This is a genomic window from Aquitalea sp. ASV11 (assembly GCF_016429185.1).
In the GTDB taxonomy this organism is placed as follows: Bacteria; Pseudomonadota; Gammaproteobacteria; order Burkholderiales; family Chromobacteriaceae; genus Aquitalea; species Aquitalea pelogenes.
In genome coordinates this window covers 16,772-33,150 of record NZ_JAELUD010000027.1, presented here as the reverse complement: position 1 = coordinate 33,150, position 16,379 = coordinate 16,772, and the positions used below count along the sequence as shown (strand labels likewise).

The following is a 16,379-nucleotide window of genomic DNA, read 5'->3' as shown; positions in this document are numbered from 1 at the left end:
ACCCGCCACATATCCGTACCTCATACCAATAATCACCGCCCGGCATTGCCGGGCATGGACGGACTGTGGCTGTAAAGGATTGGGAGAGTGAAAACTAAGGGGATGTTTGCCGGCTGGCTGGCTTTTGCCGTGTTTGCCGCCAGCTTGTTGCTATGGCCCAGGAGCGCCCTGGGTGAGATTCCTTTGTACGGTTTCCTGCCACACGGCCTGTTTGCCGGCTGCCTGCTATGGCGCGGCTTGCGCCGGGTGTGGTTCTGGCCGCCGGCAGCCCTGCTGCTGACCAGCCAGTGTTTGCCATGGCCATGGGCGACCGCCCTTAGCCTGTCCTTGCTGCTGCTGCTGCCGGGCGCACACTTGTTGCGCGCTTCACCGGCCACTTCAACCGATGGTTCGGCCATCTCCCGCTTGTTGCTGAACCTGCTGGAGGTGTGTGCCTATTTCACCGCTCCGCCCATCGCCTTGCTCGGCGTCTATTCCTTCTGGCATGGCAGTTTGCCCGAGGTATTGCAATGGATGGCGCAGGCCGGTGCCTGCTGCATGCTGGCCATGACTTCCTGCCTGCCACTGCTGCGGTTGAGCAGCCTGCCTGACCGGCGTCGCTTGCTGGAGTTGCTGGTGATCTTGCTGGTGATGCTGGCGGTGTGGGCATCCATGGTGAGCAATGCGCAAGACCTGCCCATTCCGCGCCCGGTACTGTTTTTCCCCTTGATGATCTGGGCGGCCTTCCGTGGCCGCTTGCTGGGTGCCTGCCTGTCCGGTGGCTTGCTATGCCTGTTATTGTCGCTGCCCGGTTTTTTCCCCGGTCTTTACCTGTATGCCGGCAGCACCGAGCTGATGACCGAAACGGCGCTGTGCCTCACCTTCATCGTGGCTTCCTTGCTGGTGGCAACGCTGAGTGATGTGCACCGCCGCAAGGAAGACGAGCTGAACGAATTCCGCTCGCGGGTGGAGTCGCTGGTCAACAACAGCCCCAACATGATGTCGCTCAAGGGGCTGGATGGGCGCTTCCTGCTGGCCAACCGCGCTTACAGCCGCATGCTGGGCGTCACCGAATACGCCATGGTGGGCCGCCTAGTGAGCGATTATTTTGCTCCTGAAGATGCCAAGCGCATCCAGCAGCAGGACGAAGTGGTACTCAATTGCCTGGAGCCGCGCCAGTTTGAAGAAAGCTTCACTACCGGTGGCAGCACCTTCACCATGCTGGTGACCAAGTTTCCGCTGTTCGACAGCCAGGGTCGCCCGGCCGGGGTAGGCAGCGTGGATACCGACATCACCCGTACCCGCGAAGAGCAAAAAGCCAAGAAGGAAGCCGAGGAAAAATACTGGGCGCTGGTGGAACAAACCCTGGTGGGTATCTACATCCTGCAGGACGAGCGGCTGGTGTACGTCAACCCCAAGCTGGCGGATATTGTCGGCTATCGTCCGGAAGACATGCAGGACATGCCGCTGGAAAGCCTGCTGCCGCCCAGCGAGGCCAGCCGCATCCGGCTGCAGATCAAGCGCCGCCTGCGCGACAACATCCAGGTGATGCACTACACCACCCGCGCCATCAGTCGCGATGGCCATCTGGTGGATCTGGAAGTCCACAGCCGTCTGGTGGAGTACGACGGCAAGCCCGCGTTGATTGGCGTAGTGGTGGACATTTCCGACCGCATTGCCGCCGATACCAACCTGAAGCTGGCGGGCAAGGTGTTCGAAAATTCAGCGGAAGGCATCCTGATTCTGGACGCCGACACCCGCATCATCGCCGTCAACCATGCCTTTACCCGCATTACCGGTTACCAAGAGGGTGAGGCGCTGGGCAAGCTGTCGCGCATCTTCAGTGAAAACGACGACGCAGTCAGCCAGCAAATGCTGGAAGCCCTGGCGCAGCACGGCCACTGGCAGGGTGAAATGCGCGACCGGCGCAAGAATGGCGACTGGTATCCGGCCGAGTTGTCCATTTCACTGGTGCGCGATGACGGCGGCTTCCTCAGCAACTACGTGGCGGTGTTTTCCGACATCACCGTGCGCAAGCAGGCCGAAGAGCGCCTGCAGTTTCTGGCCAATCACGACCCGCTCACCCGCCTGCCCAACCGCAGCAGCCTGATAAGCCGGCTGGAACAGGCCATTGTCGACATGAGCGGCGAGCCGACCCCGCTGGCTGTGATGTTCATCGACCTGGACCGTTTCAAGCTGATCAACGACTCCTTCGGTCACCAGTCCGGTGATGAACTGCTGCGCGAAATTGCCATTCGCCTGTCCAATTCGGTGGGCGAGCGCGGCCTGCTGGCGCGGCAAGGTGGCGACGAATTCACCCTGCTGCTGACCGAATTTGCCGATCAGGCCGAACTGGCGGCGCTGGCCGAAGACATCCTCACCGTGCTGGGCCGTGGTTTGCGACTGGAAGAACACGAAGTGTTTGTCACCGGCAGCATCGGCATCAGCGTGTTCCCCAATGACGGCACCGATGCGCGCAGCTTGCTGAAAAACGCCGATGTCGCCATGTACCGCGCCAAGGATGCCGGCAAGAACACCTACCAGTTCTTTGACGCAGAGATGAATACCCAGACCTTCGAGCGTCTGCTGCTGGAAAACGGCATGCGCCAGGCGCTGGAGCGGGGCGAATTCGAACTGCACTACCAGCCGCAACTCAATGCCGCCAGCCGCGACATGTCCGGGGTGGAAGTGCTGATCCGCTGGCGTCACCCGCAACTGGGGCTGATTCCGCCACTGCGCTTCATTCCGCTGGCCGAAGAAACCGGCCTGATCAAGCCGATTGGCGACTGGGTGCTGCAGGAAGCCTGCCGCCAGATCAAGGCCTGGGACGATGCCGGACTGTTCGTGCCGCGCGTGGCAGTCAACCTGTCGGCGCGTCAGTTCGAACAGACCACACTGGTGGAAAATGTGGCGCGTGCCTTGCAAACCACCGGGCTGGATGCCAGCCGGCTGGAACTGGAAATCACCGAAAGCATGATCATGCAGAACCCGGTGGAAGCCGTGCACCAGCTGGCCGAACTGAAAGCACTGGGCGTGTGGCTGTCGATTGACGACTTTGGCACCGGTTATTCCTCGCTGTCGCATCTCAAGCGCTTCCCGCTGGATACGCTGAAAATCGACCGCTCCTTTGTGGATGGCCTGCCGGGCGACGAAGATAATGCCGCCATTGCCGAAGCCATCCTGGCCATGGCCAAGAAGCTCAAGTTCAAGGTGGTGGCCGAAGGGGTGGAGAATGCCGCCCAGGCAGACTTCCTGGAACTGAAAGGCTGCACCTTGTTGCAGGGCTATCACTTTGGCAAGCCGGTGCCGGCGACGGAGTTCCCGCAACTGGCCGAGCAACTGGCCAAGTCGGCCCGTCTGGCCGTACTGGCCGACTGGCAGGGCGGTCTGTGATGGGCAACGGGCAGCGGTTTGGCAGCAAGCGCCGCCCTTTGCAGCTACAATAGCGCCCATTCCCGTTTACAAGGCTTCAAGCGCATGAGCAACAAGCGACTCATTCACGGCTTTCATGCCATCAACGCCCGCTTGTGGCAGAACCCGAAAAGCCTGATCGAAATCTGGCTGGCTGGCGGCCGCCACGATGAGCGTGCCAAGGCCGTGCTGGAAAAAGCCGGCGAAGAAAGCATCAAGCTGCACATTGTCGACAAGGCCAGGCTGGACAGCATGAGCGGCAATGCCCGCCATCAGGGCGTGGTGGCGATGATTGACGCCAGCCGCAACCATGTCGACCTGGACGACGTGCTGGAAAACCTCAACGAACCGCCGCTGCTGCTGATTCTGGACGGCGTGACCGACCCGCATAACCTGGGTGCCTGCCTGCGTGTGGCCGACGCCATGGGCGCCCATGCGGTGATTGCCCCCAAGGACCGCTCGGCCGGGCTGAATGCCACCGTATCCAAAGTGGCCTGCGGTGCCGCAGAAGTCATCCCCTACATTACCGTCACCAATCTGGCACGCACCCTGCGCGACCTGAAAGACGCCGGGGTGTGGATTGCCGGCACCACCATGGAAGCCGATACTGATCTGTTCCATGTGGATGCCGCAGGCCCGCTGGCCTGGGTGATGGGCTCGGAAGGCGAGGGCATGCGCCGCCTGACGCGCGAGCACTGTGACGTGCTGGTGTCCATTCCGATGTGTGGCACGGTGGAAAGCCTCAATGTGTCGGTGTCCTCCGGCATGGTGCTGGCCGAAAGCCGCCGCCAGCGTGTGCTGGCCGCCGAAAAAGTCCGCTGAACCCACGACACCTCATCTCGAAACCCCATGCCACGGCATGGGGTTTCTGTTTATTGGCCCCCTCACACATGCGGTAATGAAAGTGCGAGGGGGAAGAGATGGCAAGGCTGCGCAATCAGGTAGTGAGTTGGAGGGCCCTGCTTTGCCGTGTCCGGTGCAATCGCACCAGATGGCTTTGTCGGCAGCCTGCACATGCCACGGCATGTCGTTTTTTTGATGCAGGACAGTTTTTTGTCATCGCGTGGATCACTTGCGGAACCAGGCTGGCTATACTCTGCTCTACTGGTTTTATACCCTTGGGGGGTATTTAAGATGCGTGATGAGTACGCCGGATCATGCCTGCCACGCTGAAGCCCCCACTGACGGAGTCAAGACATGGACAGAAGACATTTCCTGCACTGGAGCAGTGCGCTGGCGCTGGCACCGCTGCTGGCACGCAAGAGCTGGGCCGCTGGCATGGCCGACATGCCGGGCATGGATCACGCGGCCATGGGCCACGGCGCAAGCGCCAGCATGCCCGTTGCCGACAGCCTGGGCCTGCCGCGTGGCCTGCCTTTACCGGCCCTGTCCATGCTGGCCAATCAGGGGGGCAGCGGCCAGTTTGTCGGCCAGTTGCAGGCAGCGCCGGTCAGCCTGCCGCTGTTGCCGGGCCAACCTGCCACTACCTTCTGGGCGTATAACGGCCAGATTCCCGGCCCGGCCATCGTGGCCTGGGAAGGGGACGAAGTGAACATTGCTTTTGCCAATAAGCTGCAGCAGCCCAGCACCATCCATTGGCATGGCATGCCGGTGCCGGCAGAGCAGGACGGCAATCCGCACAACCCGGTACTGCCGGGCCAGCAGCATGCCTACCATTTCCGTCTGCCACCAGGCAGCGCGGCCAGCTACTGGTATCACCCGCATCCACATGGCTATACCGCGCAGCAGGCTTATATGGGGCTGGCCGGGGTATTCGTGGTGAAAAGCCACAACGACCCGCTGGCTCATCTGCCTGAGCAGTGGCTGGTGTTGTCCGACCTGAAGCTGGATGCCCATGGCCAGATTGCGGATAACAGTGCCGCCGACCGGCATGATGGCCGCGAAGGCCAGTTCGTGCTGGTGAATGGTGGCTGGCAGCCGGTCATTGCGCTGGCTCAGGGCGAGCGGCAGCGCTGGCGCATCTGGAATGCCAGCAGCGCCCGCATCCTCAAGCTGGCCTTGCCCGCGCACGAAGTGCAACTGGTGGGCACCGATGGCGGGCTGATTGGCGCGCCACGCCACATTGATACGCTGATGCTGTCGCCGGGAGAGCGGGCGGAAATTGTCGTGACCGGACGCTTTACTACAGGCCAGCCATCCGCTCTGCAGGCACTGCCCTATAACCGTGGCAAGGCCATGAGCCCGGAGCAGGGCGAAACCCTCACCCTTGCCACCATCCGCCAGGCAGGCAGCAAGGCCACCGCCCCGCTGCCGGGCACACTGCGCGACATCACCGCGCTCGGCACGCCTGCGGTAAAGCGGGTGGTCAACTTCAGCGAGAACATGGCCAACCCGGCGGCGATGTTCCTGATCAACGGCAAGAAATTCGACATGAACCGGGTGGATTTCACCGGCAAGGTCGGCCAGATCGAAGAATGGGACATCGTCAGTCAGGCGCACATGGACCACCCCTTCCACATCCACGGCACGCAGTTCCAGGTGATAGCCCGCACCGATGACGGCGTATGGCAAACCGAGCCCTTTCTGGCCTGGCGTGATGTGGTGAATATTCCGGCCGGTGAAACCGTGCGGCTGCGTTTTGTGCAGACCATGCCCGGCCTGCGCATGTTCCATTGCCATATTCTGGAGCATGAGGATGCCGGCATGATGGCCATGCTGGATGTCCGCACATAACGCAGCCAGGCACAACAGCACAGGGCTGCCGGTGTTACACTGGCAGCCCTGTTTTCAATCCAGAATGCGGAGTCTGCATGAGCCTTGCCCCCAAAAACGACGACTGCTGCCATGGGCAGCAGGAATCCAGTGGCAAGAGTGTGACCCAGCCCAACAAGGCGGCCCTGCTCAAGCGGCTGGCCAGAATTGAAGGGCAGGTGCGCGGCATCAGCGGCATGGTGGAGTCCGACCGTTACTGCGTGGACGTGCTGACCCAGGTGGCGGCAGTCAAGTCGGCACTGGACGCCGTGGCCATGCAGTTGCTGGAAAACCACATGAAGGGTTGTGTCAGCCGCGCATTGCAACAAGGCGATGCAACCGGCATGGTGACCGAGCTGATCGATGTGGTGAAAAAGGTGCGCTAGGGCGCGGAACGCCCCAATCAACGCAGGCTTCATCAACGATTGCTCCGCCTTGTGGAATACTCGGGTTTCCCCACCTGCCCATGGAAACCCACCGCCATGAAAATCCTTCTGCCAGCGCTGGCTGGCCTGCTGTTGTCTCCCTGGCTGATGGCCGATCCGCTCCCGTTCGAACAATTCATGCGCCTGCACCGCGGCATGTCGGCCAGCGAGCTGGCGCAACTGGCGGGCAAGCCCGACTACACCCGTCCGGACCCGACAGGCAGTGGCGATACCGAGCTGTTCTGGCTGGGCGACATCGACCTGCCCTATACCACGGTGATCACCCTGCATCAGGGCCTCGTCAGCGATATTCACCGCAACAAGCGCCTGTAGTTGTTGCGCTTTGACTGCGCGGCTTGTCATCCGGCCCAGGTATACAGCCGATTTAGTTTGCCCCGGCCTGATTAAGTGCGTAGAATGCTGCGGTTTCACTACCTTGCTTTTTGCAACCGCATGGCAAAAAGCTAAATAGCCATAAGGAGTTAACATGCGTCATTACGAAATCGTGTTCATCGTCCATCCGGACCAGAGCGAACAGGTTCCGGCCATGATCGAGCGCTACAAGGGCATGGTTCTGGCCGCTGAAGGCAAGATCCACCGTCTGGAAGACTGGGGCCGTCGTCAACTGGCTTACCCGATCCAGAAGCTGCACAAAGCCCACTACGTTCTGATGAACGTAGAGTGCCAGTCCGAAACCCTGGCCGAGATCGAGCACGCCTTCAAGTTCAACGACGCTGTTCTGCGTCACCTGACCATCAAGCTGGACCGCGCCATTACTGAAGCGTCCCCGATGATGAAGGACGAAAAGGCTAAGAACCTGCTGGATTCCCAGCAGCCGGCAGCCGAGGCCGAAGCTGCTGCCTGATAGGCAGGAGTGAAGGACTTGCAGAACCGTCTGGTATTGACCGCGACGGTCGAACGCGAAGAAGACCTGCGTTACACCCCTGCCGGTATTCCGGTAGTGGAAATGTGGGTCCGGCACCAGTCAAGACAGGCTGCCGGCGGGTTCGAACGGGATGTGGCCTGTGAAATCCAGGCCGTGCTGATTGGTGAAGACGCCCGGCGTATTGCCGGCAAACTGGCAGGAAACACGGTAACGCTTACCGGCTTTCTGTCCCAGCGCAGTCTGAGGAATCCGCGGTTGGTACTCAATATCGAATATGTTGAATTTGTAAAAGGTTAGTCAAAATGGCTCGTCAACTCTTCAAGCGCAAGAAGTTCTGCCGCTTCACGGCAGAAGGCATCAAGGAAATCGACTACAAATCCGTTGATCTCCTGAAAGACTTCATCGCCGAAAACGGCAAAATCATCCCGGCTCGCATTACCGGTACCAAGGCTCGCTACCAGCGTCAGCTGACCACTGCTATCAAGCGTGCTCGCTTCCTGGCTTTCCTGCCTTACACCGATCAACACTAAGCCGGGAAAGGACTTAAGATGCAAATCATTCTGCTCGAAAAAGTTGCCAACCTGGGTCAACTGGGTGACGTGGTAAAGGTTAAGAACGGTTACGCCCGTAACTTCCTGATCCCGCAAGGCAAAGCCAAGCGCGCTACCGAAAACAACCTGAAAGAGTTCGAAGCTCGTCGCGCCGAACTGGAAGCCAAGCAAGCTGAAATCCTGGCCGATGCCAAGGTTCGTGCTGAAAAGCTGGCTGAAGCTGTTATCACCATCGCGCAAAAAGCCGGTGTTGATGGCCGTCTGTTCGGTTCCGTGACCAATGTGGACGTGGCTGAAGCCGTGACCGCATTCGGCGTGGAAATCAAGCGTTTCGAAGTTCGCCTGCCGAACGGCCCGTTCAAGGCCATCGGTGAGTACGACATCGAAATCGCCCTGCACCACGACGTGGTTGCTCCGATCAAGGTTGTTGTGGTCGGCCAAGCCTGATTCCCTTACCCGGAATTGTGCTGCACGGAAAAAGCCCGCTTTTGCGGGCTTTTTTCATGGGCTGACGGTTTTCCCTGCTCCATCCCAAGCCCGATCTGCACCGTCAGGATCAAGAAGCATGAGGTTTGCTTCAGTCTGCTTTCCATTTGCTGTTTCAGTTTTTTCCCATCAATTTGACTGGTCTTTTCAAATAAGCTCCCTGCTGTCCATCTTCGGGCCGAGCATGCACTGGCTGTGCGGCACGCTACGGCCCCGTATTTGCAGTCGAGGAGCATTGCCGCATGTCATCTGTCATTACCCGATGCAGTCAGTTCAGCAGCTGGCTGAGCGCTGCGCTGGCACAGGAAAATCCGCTCGTTCCCACTCCCTTGACGCAGCATGTCAATGCCGATGTCTGCATTGTCGGCGGTGGATTTACCGGTCTGTGGAGTGCCATCCGTATCAAGGAAGCCAGCCCGGAAACCGAGGTTGTGATTGTCGAAGCGCGGATGTGTGGCAGTGGTGCCAGTGGCCGTAATGGCGGTTTTGTGCTCAGCCTGTGGGCCAAATACCAGTCGCTGGCCAAGATGTGTGGCGAGGCCGAAGCCTTGCGCCTGTGCCAGCTGTCGTCACAAGCCATTTACGAGCTGGAGACCTTTTGTCAGCAGAATGGCATTGATGCCCAGCTGCGGCTGGATGGCTGGCTGTGGGCTGCCACCACCACCGCCCAGCTAGGTAGTTGGGAGGGCACAGCCAGCCAGCTGGAGCACCTGGGGCAATCTCCCTTTTTGCGTCTGGCTGCGGGACAGGCGGCGCAGCTTGCTGGTTCTGCCCTGCATCTGGATGGCGTGTTCGAGCCGGTGTCAGCCTCCATTCAGCCGGCCATGCTGGCGCGTGGCCTGCTGCGCCATGCTCTCCAGCTTGGGGTCAAGGTGTATGAGTCCACCCCGATGCAGCGGCTGGAAGCAGGTTCCCCGGCACGGGTGGAATGTCCACAGGGCAGCGTGCGTGCCGGCAAGGTGATTCTGGCCATGAATGCCTGGGCTGCGCAGTTTGCCGACATCCGCAAGGCTTTTGTCGTGGTATCCAGCGATGTGGTGATGACGCGTCCCTTGCCTGACTTGCTGGAGTCTATCGGCTGGACCAATGGCATGACCATCTCCGATAGCCGCATGCTGGTGCATTACTATCGCACCACGCCCGATGGCTGCATTGTTTTTGGCAAAGGCGGTGGTAGCGAACAACTGGTGTACGGGAGCCGGCTGGCCGACAAGCTGGACGGGCCATCAGGCATCGCCGACACGGTGGCTGCCCACTTGCGCCGTGCCTATCCGGGAGTGCAGGCCGCCGATGTTATCAGCAACTGGACCGGCCCTATCGACCGTACCCATAACGGCTTGCCGCATTTCGGTGCGCTGCCGCAGCAAGCAAATGTCTTCTATGCCATCGGCTACTCCGGCAATGGCGTTGGCCCCTCCATGCTGGGCGGCCGCATCCTGGCGGCGCTGGCACTCGGACAGGACAACGAATGGGCGCGCTGTGGCCTGGTGCAAGGCCTGCAGCGCGACTTTCCTCCCGAACCCATACGCTATATCGGTGGCCGTCTGGTGCGCCATGCCGTCGGGCAGGTGGATCTGGCGGCGGATGAAAACCGCCAGCCATCCTGGTTGATGCAGCAATTGAGCAAGCTGGCTCCCGCCGGCCTGTCGCCAACCAGGAACACCACTTCCCAATCCCGCTAGACTCATCTGGAGAACCTCATGTCTTGCTCATCGGATATCGAACAGATCCGCCAGGCACTCACTGCCTATTACCACGCCTTGTATTACGGCCGGCCGGAAAAACTGGAAGAAGCATTCCGCCCCGATGCCATCTTGCTTGGCGATGTTGACGGTAACGAGTCGCGGCTGGACCAGACGCAATACCGCAATCTGCTGCAAACCCGAGTTTCGCCGCATGCCCAGGGCGAGCCCTATGGCCTGCAGATTGGCGAAATCCGTCTGTGCGGCAATGCCGCCATGGCGGAGCTGCAAACGCCTTTGGCCGGTAAGGTTTTCACCGATTACGTCTCGCTGTTCAAGCGCCAGGGGCGCTGGCGTATTGCATTCAAGCTGTATTCCCATCCGCAGTGAAACCTGTCGCCAGCCGCGTCAGTGTGGTTGCCACGCTGACCGGCTGATTCTTGCACTTCCACGGAGCTTCCATGCATTCAAGTGAACTGGCGGCAGAGCCGTCCCATGCAGACTCTGGCCTGCTGGTGCAGCCCATCAGCAGGCTGGAAACCATAGGCATCATTTTTGGCACCAATATCGGGGCGGGCGTACTGGGCATGGCCTTTGCCGCACGCAAGACAGGTTATGTCCCGCTGTTGCTGTGCCTGGCACTCACCTGTGTGCTGTGCACCATCACCATGCTTTACCTGACGGAGGTGGCGCTGCGTACCCGTGGCAATCATCAGCTCAGTGGCCTGGCACGCCGTTATCTGGGCGGAGTGGGCGGCTGGCTGTTGTTTCTGGCGGTGGCTGCCAACAGCTTTGGCGCGTTGACGGCCTATATGGCAGGCAGTGGCAGCATCATGCTGGATTTGCTCGGTGCTTATGGCATGAGCAGGGAGCTGGGTAGCATCCTGTTCATCGTGCCGTCGGTGGCGGTGTTGTATCTGGGCCTGAAGGTTCTGGGGGCCGGTAACAAGCTGATCAGCATCAGCATGATTGTCATCATCCTGGCACTGATTCTGGCGTCCATCGTCAGCCAGGATGCGCGGCTGAGCAATCTGTGGCTCAGTCACTGGCAATATGTGGTGCCGGTATTCAATCTGGCGGTATTTGTGTTCGGCGCGCAGTTTCTGGTGCCAGAGCTGGTGCGGGGTAATCTGACAGCACCACGCAAGCTGCCCGGTCTCATCATGGCCGGCATGGCGCTGACCTTTGTCTTTGTCGCGCTGATTCCGGCTTCGGTGATTGCCCTGGTCGGCAGCGACAACCTGACCCAGGTGGCCACGCTAAGCTGGGGCAGGGCGCTGGGGCAATGGGCCTATTACACCGCCAACATCTTTGCCTTGCTGGCCATGCTGACTTCCTACTGGGGGCTGGGTGGGTGCCTGTTCACTAATATCTTCGACCACTTCCGCCTGGGAAGCGAACAGCAAAAAGGCAAACGCCTGCTGGTGCTGGTTGTGGTTGCACTGCCGCCTTTCCTGCTGGCGTACTCGGGTATTGCCAGCTTCGTCAATGCGCTGTACTTCGCCGGTACATTTGGTGGCGTACTGATGGGCATCATCCCGGTCTTGTTGCTGAATGCGGCACGGCGTCGGGGCGATGTTGGCAGTGAATTTGTCTGTGGCTGGTATGCCCACTGCAGCGTGCAGTGGCTGATTGTCGCCACCTTTTTCTTCAGTGGGGTGTATGCGGTGGTATCGCTGTTTGGTGTGCTGCCGGAGAGCTGGTAACACGGTACGATGCCGGTTTATGGCGAGCGTAGCCGCATGTGTTGACCGACCTCGCGCAGGCGGAGTCGGTCACGTGGACAGGCTGGTGGCTTAGTCGCTTTCCAGCACAATACGGGCACGCAGGCCAGGTGCGCCGTCTTCGGCAATGGCCAGCAGGCGGTCGATATTCGGATGCTTGCCCGGATACAGGCGCGCATCGGCAGTATGTTCCGCATACAGCTGCAGGCCTTCCAGGGCTGCTGCGCGGTTGATATGGCTGTGCTTCTTGATGAGGGCATGGTAAACCCGTACCGAACCGGCAGTGCCCGGCTTGTTTTCCAGACGGGTGAGGGTTTCGCCGGCAGCATCCAGCAGCACGATGGCGGCGATGCCATCGGTGGTTGGCAAGGTTTCCAGAATATCCTTGAAGGTGGTGGTCATGCGGTGGGTTTCCTGCTTGTAATAAAGAGTTGTCGGGTTCAGCCAGCTGATGCTAGCACAAGAGCACCAGTCGCCAGAGGGTAGGGGCTTGCGCCATTCTGGTCGATTCATGCCCTGAATTGGTGCGTGCATATTGTCTGCCCGGTAGGCGGGCTTGCATTGGCCGGTACTGAAAATTGACATATTCAATATTATCAAAGGCTTGTCATTTCTGGCACGCCATTTGCTATATGTGATGCAGTAGCTGGCGACGGGTGATTGCTCCCTCCTCCTTGCAATCACCGTCCTGCGCCAGTCTGCAAAGGAGAAAACAGAGCGGCATAGCCGCCACCGGCCGGTCTGGCCGAAGAGACCACTCTTCGGCCAGACGACCAACCTGCCTTCAGCCCGGTTGAACGCCCATCAGGTATTTGCGGCTCATGGCCTTGAACAGTTCACTGCCGGCAACGCCCAGCATTTCGAACAACACCATTTCCCGACTGACCAATACTGCCCCTGCTGCCTGCATGCGTTGCAAGCCCAGTTGCTTGTCGCTGTCGCGGCGGCTGGCCACCGCATCGGCCACCACAAACACCTGTTTGCCTTGTGCCAGCAGTTGCAGCACCGTCTGCAAAACGCAGACATGCGTTTCCATGCCGCAGACGATCACCTGTTTGCGCGCCAGCAGGCTGTCTGGCAGGCAGTCGGCGGCAACACAGGAAAAATGCAGCTTTTCCACGACGGCGGCTTGCGGTGCCAGTGCCAGCAGGCTGGCTTCGGTGTGGCCCAGGCCGCGTGGATATTGTTCGGAAAACACAATGGGCAGGCCAGTGTCGTGCGCCACACCCACCAGCCACAGGCTGGCTGCCAGCATGGCGTCGGCCTGGTCCACCGCCGGTAACAGCTTGTCCTGGATATCCACTACCAGCAATGTGGCTTGATCAATCTGCATCAACATGTCGCTGCCCCTTTCTGTGCTTTTCATCGGTAAGCCTTCCGGCTGACAGGGTAATCCCTTGATGGGCAGAAATGCCAGATGTGGCACTATGCCGCTTCAACATTCTTGGGACCGTTCACCTGCCATTGCAGTTCTGCAAGCGGGTGACGTGCGCAACCTGGCGTGGCAAGCCGACACAGAGCAGCTGCCCGCGCCGCGGAGAGAGTTCATGCTGCAAGGTGCTTACCGGCTGTTTCACCAAGCCATTGTCGAAGTGATCGACCCCAAGCGGGTATTTAGCGACCCGCTGTCCACCCTGGCCTACGGGACGGATGCGTCCTGTTACCGGCTGGTGCCCAAACTTGTCATCCAGACACACTCCGAGGCCGAAGTGCAGGCAGTGCTGGCACAGGCTGCGGCATTGAAATTGCCGGTCACCTTCCGTGCGGCGGGTACTTCGCTGTCCGGCCAGGCGGTGAGCGATTCCATTCTGGTGGTGGCCAATCATGGCTGGAAAGACCTGCAAGTCCTGGATGACGGGCATGCCATCCGTCTGCAGCCGGGGGTGATCGGCGCGGCGGCCAATGCGGCACTATTGCCGTTTGGCCGCAAGATCGGTCCGGACCCGGCCACCATCAACTCGGCGATGATAGGCGGCATTGTCAGCAACAACTCCAGCGGCATGTGCTGCGGTACGGCGCAAAACACCTACCAGACCATCAAGAGCCTGCGACTGGTGCTGGCTGACGGCACGGTGCTGGATACCGGCGCTGCCGCCAGCGTGGCGGCCTTCCGCCAGTCCCATGCCGGGCTGCTGGCCGGGCTGGGTGCACTGGCTGCGCGTATCCGCGCCGATGGCGAGCTGGAAGCGCGCATCCGCCGCAAGTACAAGATGAAAAACACCACCGGCTACAGCCTGAATGCGCTGGTGGATTTTGCCGATCCGCTGGACATGCTGCTGCACCTGATTGTCGGCAGCGAAGGCACGCTGGCTTTTGTGTCCGAGGCGACTTACCACACGGTGGAAGAGCTGCCCAACAAGGCATCGGCGCTGGTGCTGTACCCCACCATCAAGGACGCCTGCGATGCCATCCAGTTGCTGGCCCAGCACAAGGACGTGGTGTCTTCGGCCGAGCTGCTGGACCGCGCCAGCCTGCGCTCGGTGGAAAACAAGGCCGGGGTGCCGGCCGAACTGAAAACGCTGGGCGATGAGGCTGCCGCCATCCTGATTGAAACCCGTGCCCGTGATGCCGTGTCACTGACCGCACAGATTGACGCCATTTGCGGTTATATCGCGGCCATTCCCAATCTGTCCGGCATCCGCTTTACCGACGTGGCCGAGGAATACACCCGCTTGTGGAATATCCGCAAGGGCATGTTCCCCAGTGTGGGTGCCATGCGTGCTGCGGAAACCACCGTCATCATCGAAGACGTGGTGTTCCCCATCGAACATCTGGCCGAAGGCACGCTCAAGCTGCAAGCCTTGTTCCGCCAGTACCATTACGACGAAGCCATCATCTTCGGCCATGCGCTGGAAGGTAACCTGCACTTCGTGTTCACGCCCAATTTCTCCGGCGAAGCCGAAATCAAGCGCTACGAAGCCTTTATCGAGGACGTGTGCAAGCTGGTGGCGGTGGAATACGAAGGCGCGGTCAAGGCCGAGCACGGCACCGGCCGCAATATGGCACCGTTTGTCGAGATGGAATGGGGCCCGGCGGCGTATCGCATCATGCAGGAGCTCAAGGCCCTGTTCGACCCGGATGGCATCCTGAACCCGGATGTGATCATCACCCACGACAAGCTGCTGCATATCCGCAACCTGAAGCCGATTCCCACCGCCAACACGCTGATCGACAAGTGTATCGAATGCGGCTTCTGCGAAGTGATGTGCCCCAGCCGCGCCATTACCCTGTCGCCGCGCCAGCGCATTGTGGCCAACCGTGAAATGGCCTCGCTGGAGCAAAGCGGCAAGGACCCGTCCCGGCTGGATGCATTGCGTGAGAGTTACCAGTTTGCCGGTGATGAAACCTGTACCACGTGTGGTTTGTGCGAATCTGCCTGTCCGGTGGGCATCAATACCGGTGCGCTCACCAGCCAGCTGCGCCAGCAAAACCTGAGCGATACCGGCTGGGCAGTGGCCAATACCCTGGCCAGCCACTACGACACCGCCACGGCGGGCGCACGTCTTGGCCTGCGCGCACTGCAAACCGTGCAAAGCGTGGCCGGTAATGCTGCCACCGGCCTGCTGATGCGCAGCCTGCGCCGGGTGGTGGGGCGCCGTATTCCGTACTGGACGCCATACTTCCCGCGTGCTGCCGGCAAATTGCGGCTGGATGCTGGCAAACAGGGCGAACGCAAGGTGGTGTACCTGCCATCCTGCCTGACACGCACTTTTGCGCCGGCCAAGGCGCAGCCGGACCAGCGCCCGCTGAACGAGGTGGTGGCCTCGGTGCTGGGCAAGGCCGGTTACCAGATTCTTTACCCGCAACAGATGGATGGCCTGTGCTGTGGCACGCCGTTCAAGTCCAAGGGGGCAGTGGATGCCGCCGCCAGCAAGCTGTCCGAACTGGAAGCGGCCTTGCTGCAGGCCAGTGACAATGGCCGCTGGCCGGTGATTGTCGACAATGGCGTGTGTACCGCCAGCATGCTCGAAGGGCTGCAGGACACGCGTCTGCAAGTGTACGACGTTACCCGTTTCGTGCAGGAGGTGGCCGCCGAATATCTGGTCTTCACCCCGCAGCCAGAAAGCGTGGCGCTGCACGTGGTGTGCTCCATGCGCAAGACCGGCCAGGCCGCCATGCTCAATGCCCTGGCCAAACGCTGCGCCAGCACGGTGGTCGAGCCGCAGGGCATTACCTGCTGCGGCTTTGCCGGTGACAAGGGCTTCAGCCATCCGGAACTCAACAGCAGTGCGCTCACCGGCCTCAAGGCACAGGTGAAGGACTGCGGCAGCGGCTTCTCCAATAGCGTCACCTGCGAGATCGGCCTGTCCGCCAACGGCGGCATTCCCTACCAGAACCTGATGTATCTGGTGGACAAGGCCTGTCGCAGCCGCTGATCTGTAGTCCTGTCATCAATCGACAGCCCCGTTTCCATCATGGAACGGGGCTTCGATTATTGCCTCTCTCGCTTTCTGGCATGAAAGCGAGGCACCCTTGCAAGGCAAGGGCGGGGGGATTGGGAATAGACGGGAAGGCTGCGGAAG

15 protein-coding genes are annotated in these 16,379 nt (G+C 60.4%); 13 read left to right on the top strand and 2 right to left on the bottom strand.

Annotated features, from left to right (window positions below):
• The first annotated feature begins 87 nt into the window (after positions 1-87).
• The 12 genes from JHD62_RS10700 to JHD62_RS10645 all read left to right on the top strand — a co-directional run bounded on the left by JHD62_RS10700 (position 88) and on the right by JHD62_RS10645 (position 11,838).
• Positions 88-3,372 carry an EAL domain-containing protein gene (locus tag JHD62_RS10700; RefSeq protein WP_370541054.1) on the top strand — a complete coding sequence of 1,095 codons (3,285 nt, stop codon included), beginning with the start codon at positions 88-90 and terminating at the stop codon, positions 3,370-3,372.
• Between the two features lie 84 nt (positions 3,373-3,456).
• Positions 3,457-4,212: a 23S rRNA (guanosine(2251)-2'-O)-methyltransferase RlmB gene (gene rlmB, locus JHD62_RS10695; RefSeq protein ID WP_199102871.1), complete on the top strand. Its 756-nt coding sequence runs from the start codon at positions 3,457-3,459 to the stop codon at positions 4,210-4,212.
• A gap of 375 nt (positions 4,213-4,587) precedes the next feature.
• Complete coding sequence (locus tag JHD62_RS10690) at positions 4,588-6,084, top strand: multicopper oxidase family protein (RefSeq protein ID WP_199102870.1); 1,497 nt, start codon at positions 4,588-4,590, stop codon at positions 6,082-6,084.
• A gap of 77 nt (positions 6,085-6,161) precedes the next feature.
• On the top strand, positions 6,162-6,488 hold the full coding sequence (locus tag JHD62_RS10685; protein WP_199102869.1) for a metal-sensitive transcriptional regulator: 327 nt from the start codon (positions 6,162-6,164) through the stop codon (positions 6,486-6,488).
• Between the two features lie 96 nt (positions 6,489-6,584).
• A complete protein-coding gene (locus tag JHD62_RS10680) occupies positions 6,585-6,860 on the top strand; it encodes a hypothetical protein (RefSeq protein ID WP_199102868.1) in 276 nt (91 codons plus the stop codon).
• Positions 6,861-7,014: 154 nt separating this feature from the next.
• Positions 7,015-7,392: a 30S ribosomal protein S6 gene (gene rpsF, locus JHD62_RS10675; protein WP_089085557.1), complete on the top strand. Its 378-nt coding sequence runs from the start codon at positions 7,015-7,017 to the stop codon at positions 7,390-7,392.
• A gap of 18 nt (positions 7,393-7,410) precedes the next feature.
• On the top strand, positions 7,411-7,710 hold the full coding sequence (gene priB, locus JHD62_RS10670; RefSeq protein ID WP_199102867.1) for a primosomal replication protein N: 300 nt from the start codon (positions 7,411-7,413) through the stop codon (positions 7,708-7,710).
• A gap of 5 nt (positions 7,711-7,715) precedes the next feature.
• The gene (gene rpsR / locus JHD62_RS10665) at positions 7,716-7,943 is read left to right on the top strand and encodes a 30S ribosomal protein S18 (RefSeq protein WP_011137185.1); all 228 of its coding nucleotides are present in this window, start codon (positions 7,716-7,718) and stop codon (positions 7,941-7,943) included.
• Positions 7,944-7,961: 18 nt separating this feature from the next.
• Positions 7,962-8,411, top strand: a complete 450-nt coding sequence (rplI, locus tag JHD62_RS10660) for a 50S ribosomal protein L9 (RefSeq protein WP_045847268.1) — start codon at positions 7,962-7,964, stop codon at positions 8,409-8,411.
• A gap of 281 nt (positions 8,412-8,692) precedes the next feature.
• Positions 8,693-10,132 (top strand): FAD-dependent oxidoreductase, encoded by a 1,440-nt coding sequence (locus tag JHD62_RS10655; protein ID WP_199102866.1) that lies wholly within the window; start codon positions 8,693-8,695, stop codon positions 10,130-10,132.
• A gap of 18 nt (positions 10,133-10,150) precedes the next feature.
• Positions 10,151-10,522 (top strand): nuclear transport factor 2 family protein, encoded by a 372-nt coding sequence (locus tag JHD62_RS10650; protein WP_062788203.1) that lies wholly within the window; start codon positions 10,151-10,153, stop codon positions 10,520-10,522.
• A 71-nt stretch (positions 10,523-10,593) separates the two neighbouring features.
• Complete coding sequence (locus JHD62_RS10645) at positions 10,594-11,838, top strand: aromatic amino acid transport family protein (protein ID WP_199102865.1); 1,245 nt, start codon at positions 10,594-10,596, stop codon at positions 11,836-11,838.
• 90 nt (positions 11,839-11,928) lie between these two features.
• On the opposite strand, the gene JHD62_RS10640 is transcribed toward JHD62_RS10645, so the two are convergent.
• Both JHD62_RS10640 and JHD62_RS10635 read right to left on the bottom strand, forming a co-directional pair.
• Positions 11,929-12,258, bottom strand: a complete 330-nt coding sequence (locus JHD62_RS10640; protein ID WP_199102864.1) for a DUF2322 family protein — start codon at positions 12,256-12,258, stop codon at positions 11,929-11,931.
• A 382-nt stretch (positions 12,259-12,640) separates the two neighbouring features.
• Positions 12,641-13,222, bottom strand: coding sequence for a hydrolase (locus tag JHD62_RS10635; RefSeq protein ID WP_233160844.1), 582 nt, complete (start codon positions 13,220-13,222; stop codon positions 12,641-12,643).
• Positions 13,223-13,403: 181 nt separating this feature from the next.
• On the opposite strand from JHD62_RS10635, the gene JHD62_RS10630 reads away from it, so the two are divergent.
• Positions 13,404-16,232, top strand: a complete 2,829-nt coding sequence (locus tag JHD62_RS10630; protein ID WP_199102863.1) for an FAD-binding and (Fe-S)-binding domain-containing protein — start codon at positions 13,404-13,406, stop codon at positions 16,230-16,232.
• Positions 16,233-16,379: the final 147 nt, after the last annotated feature.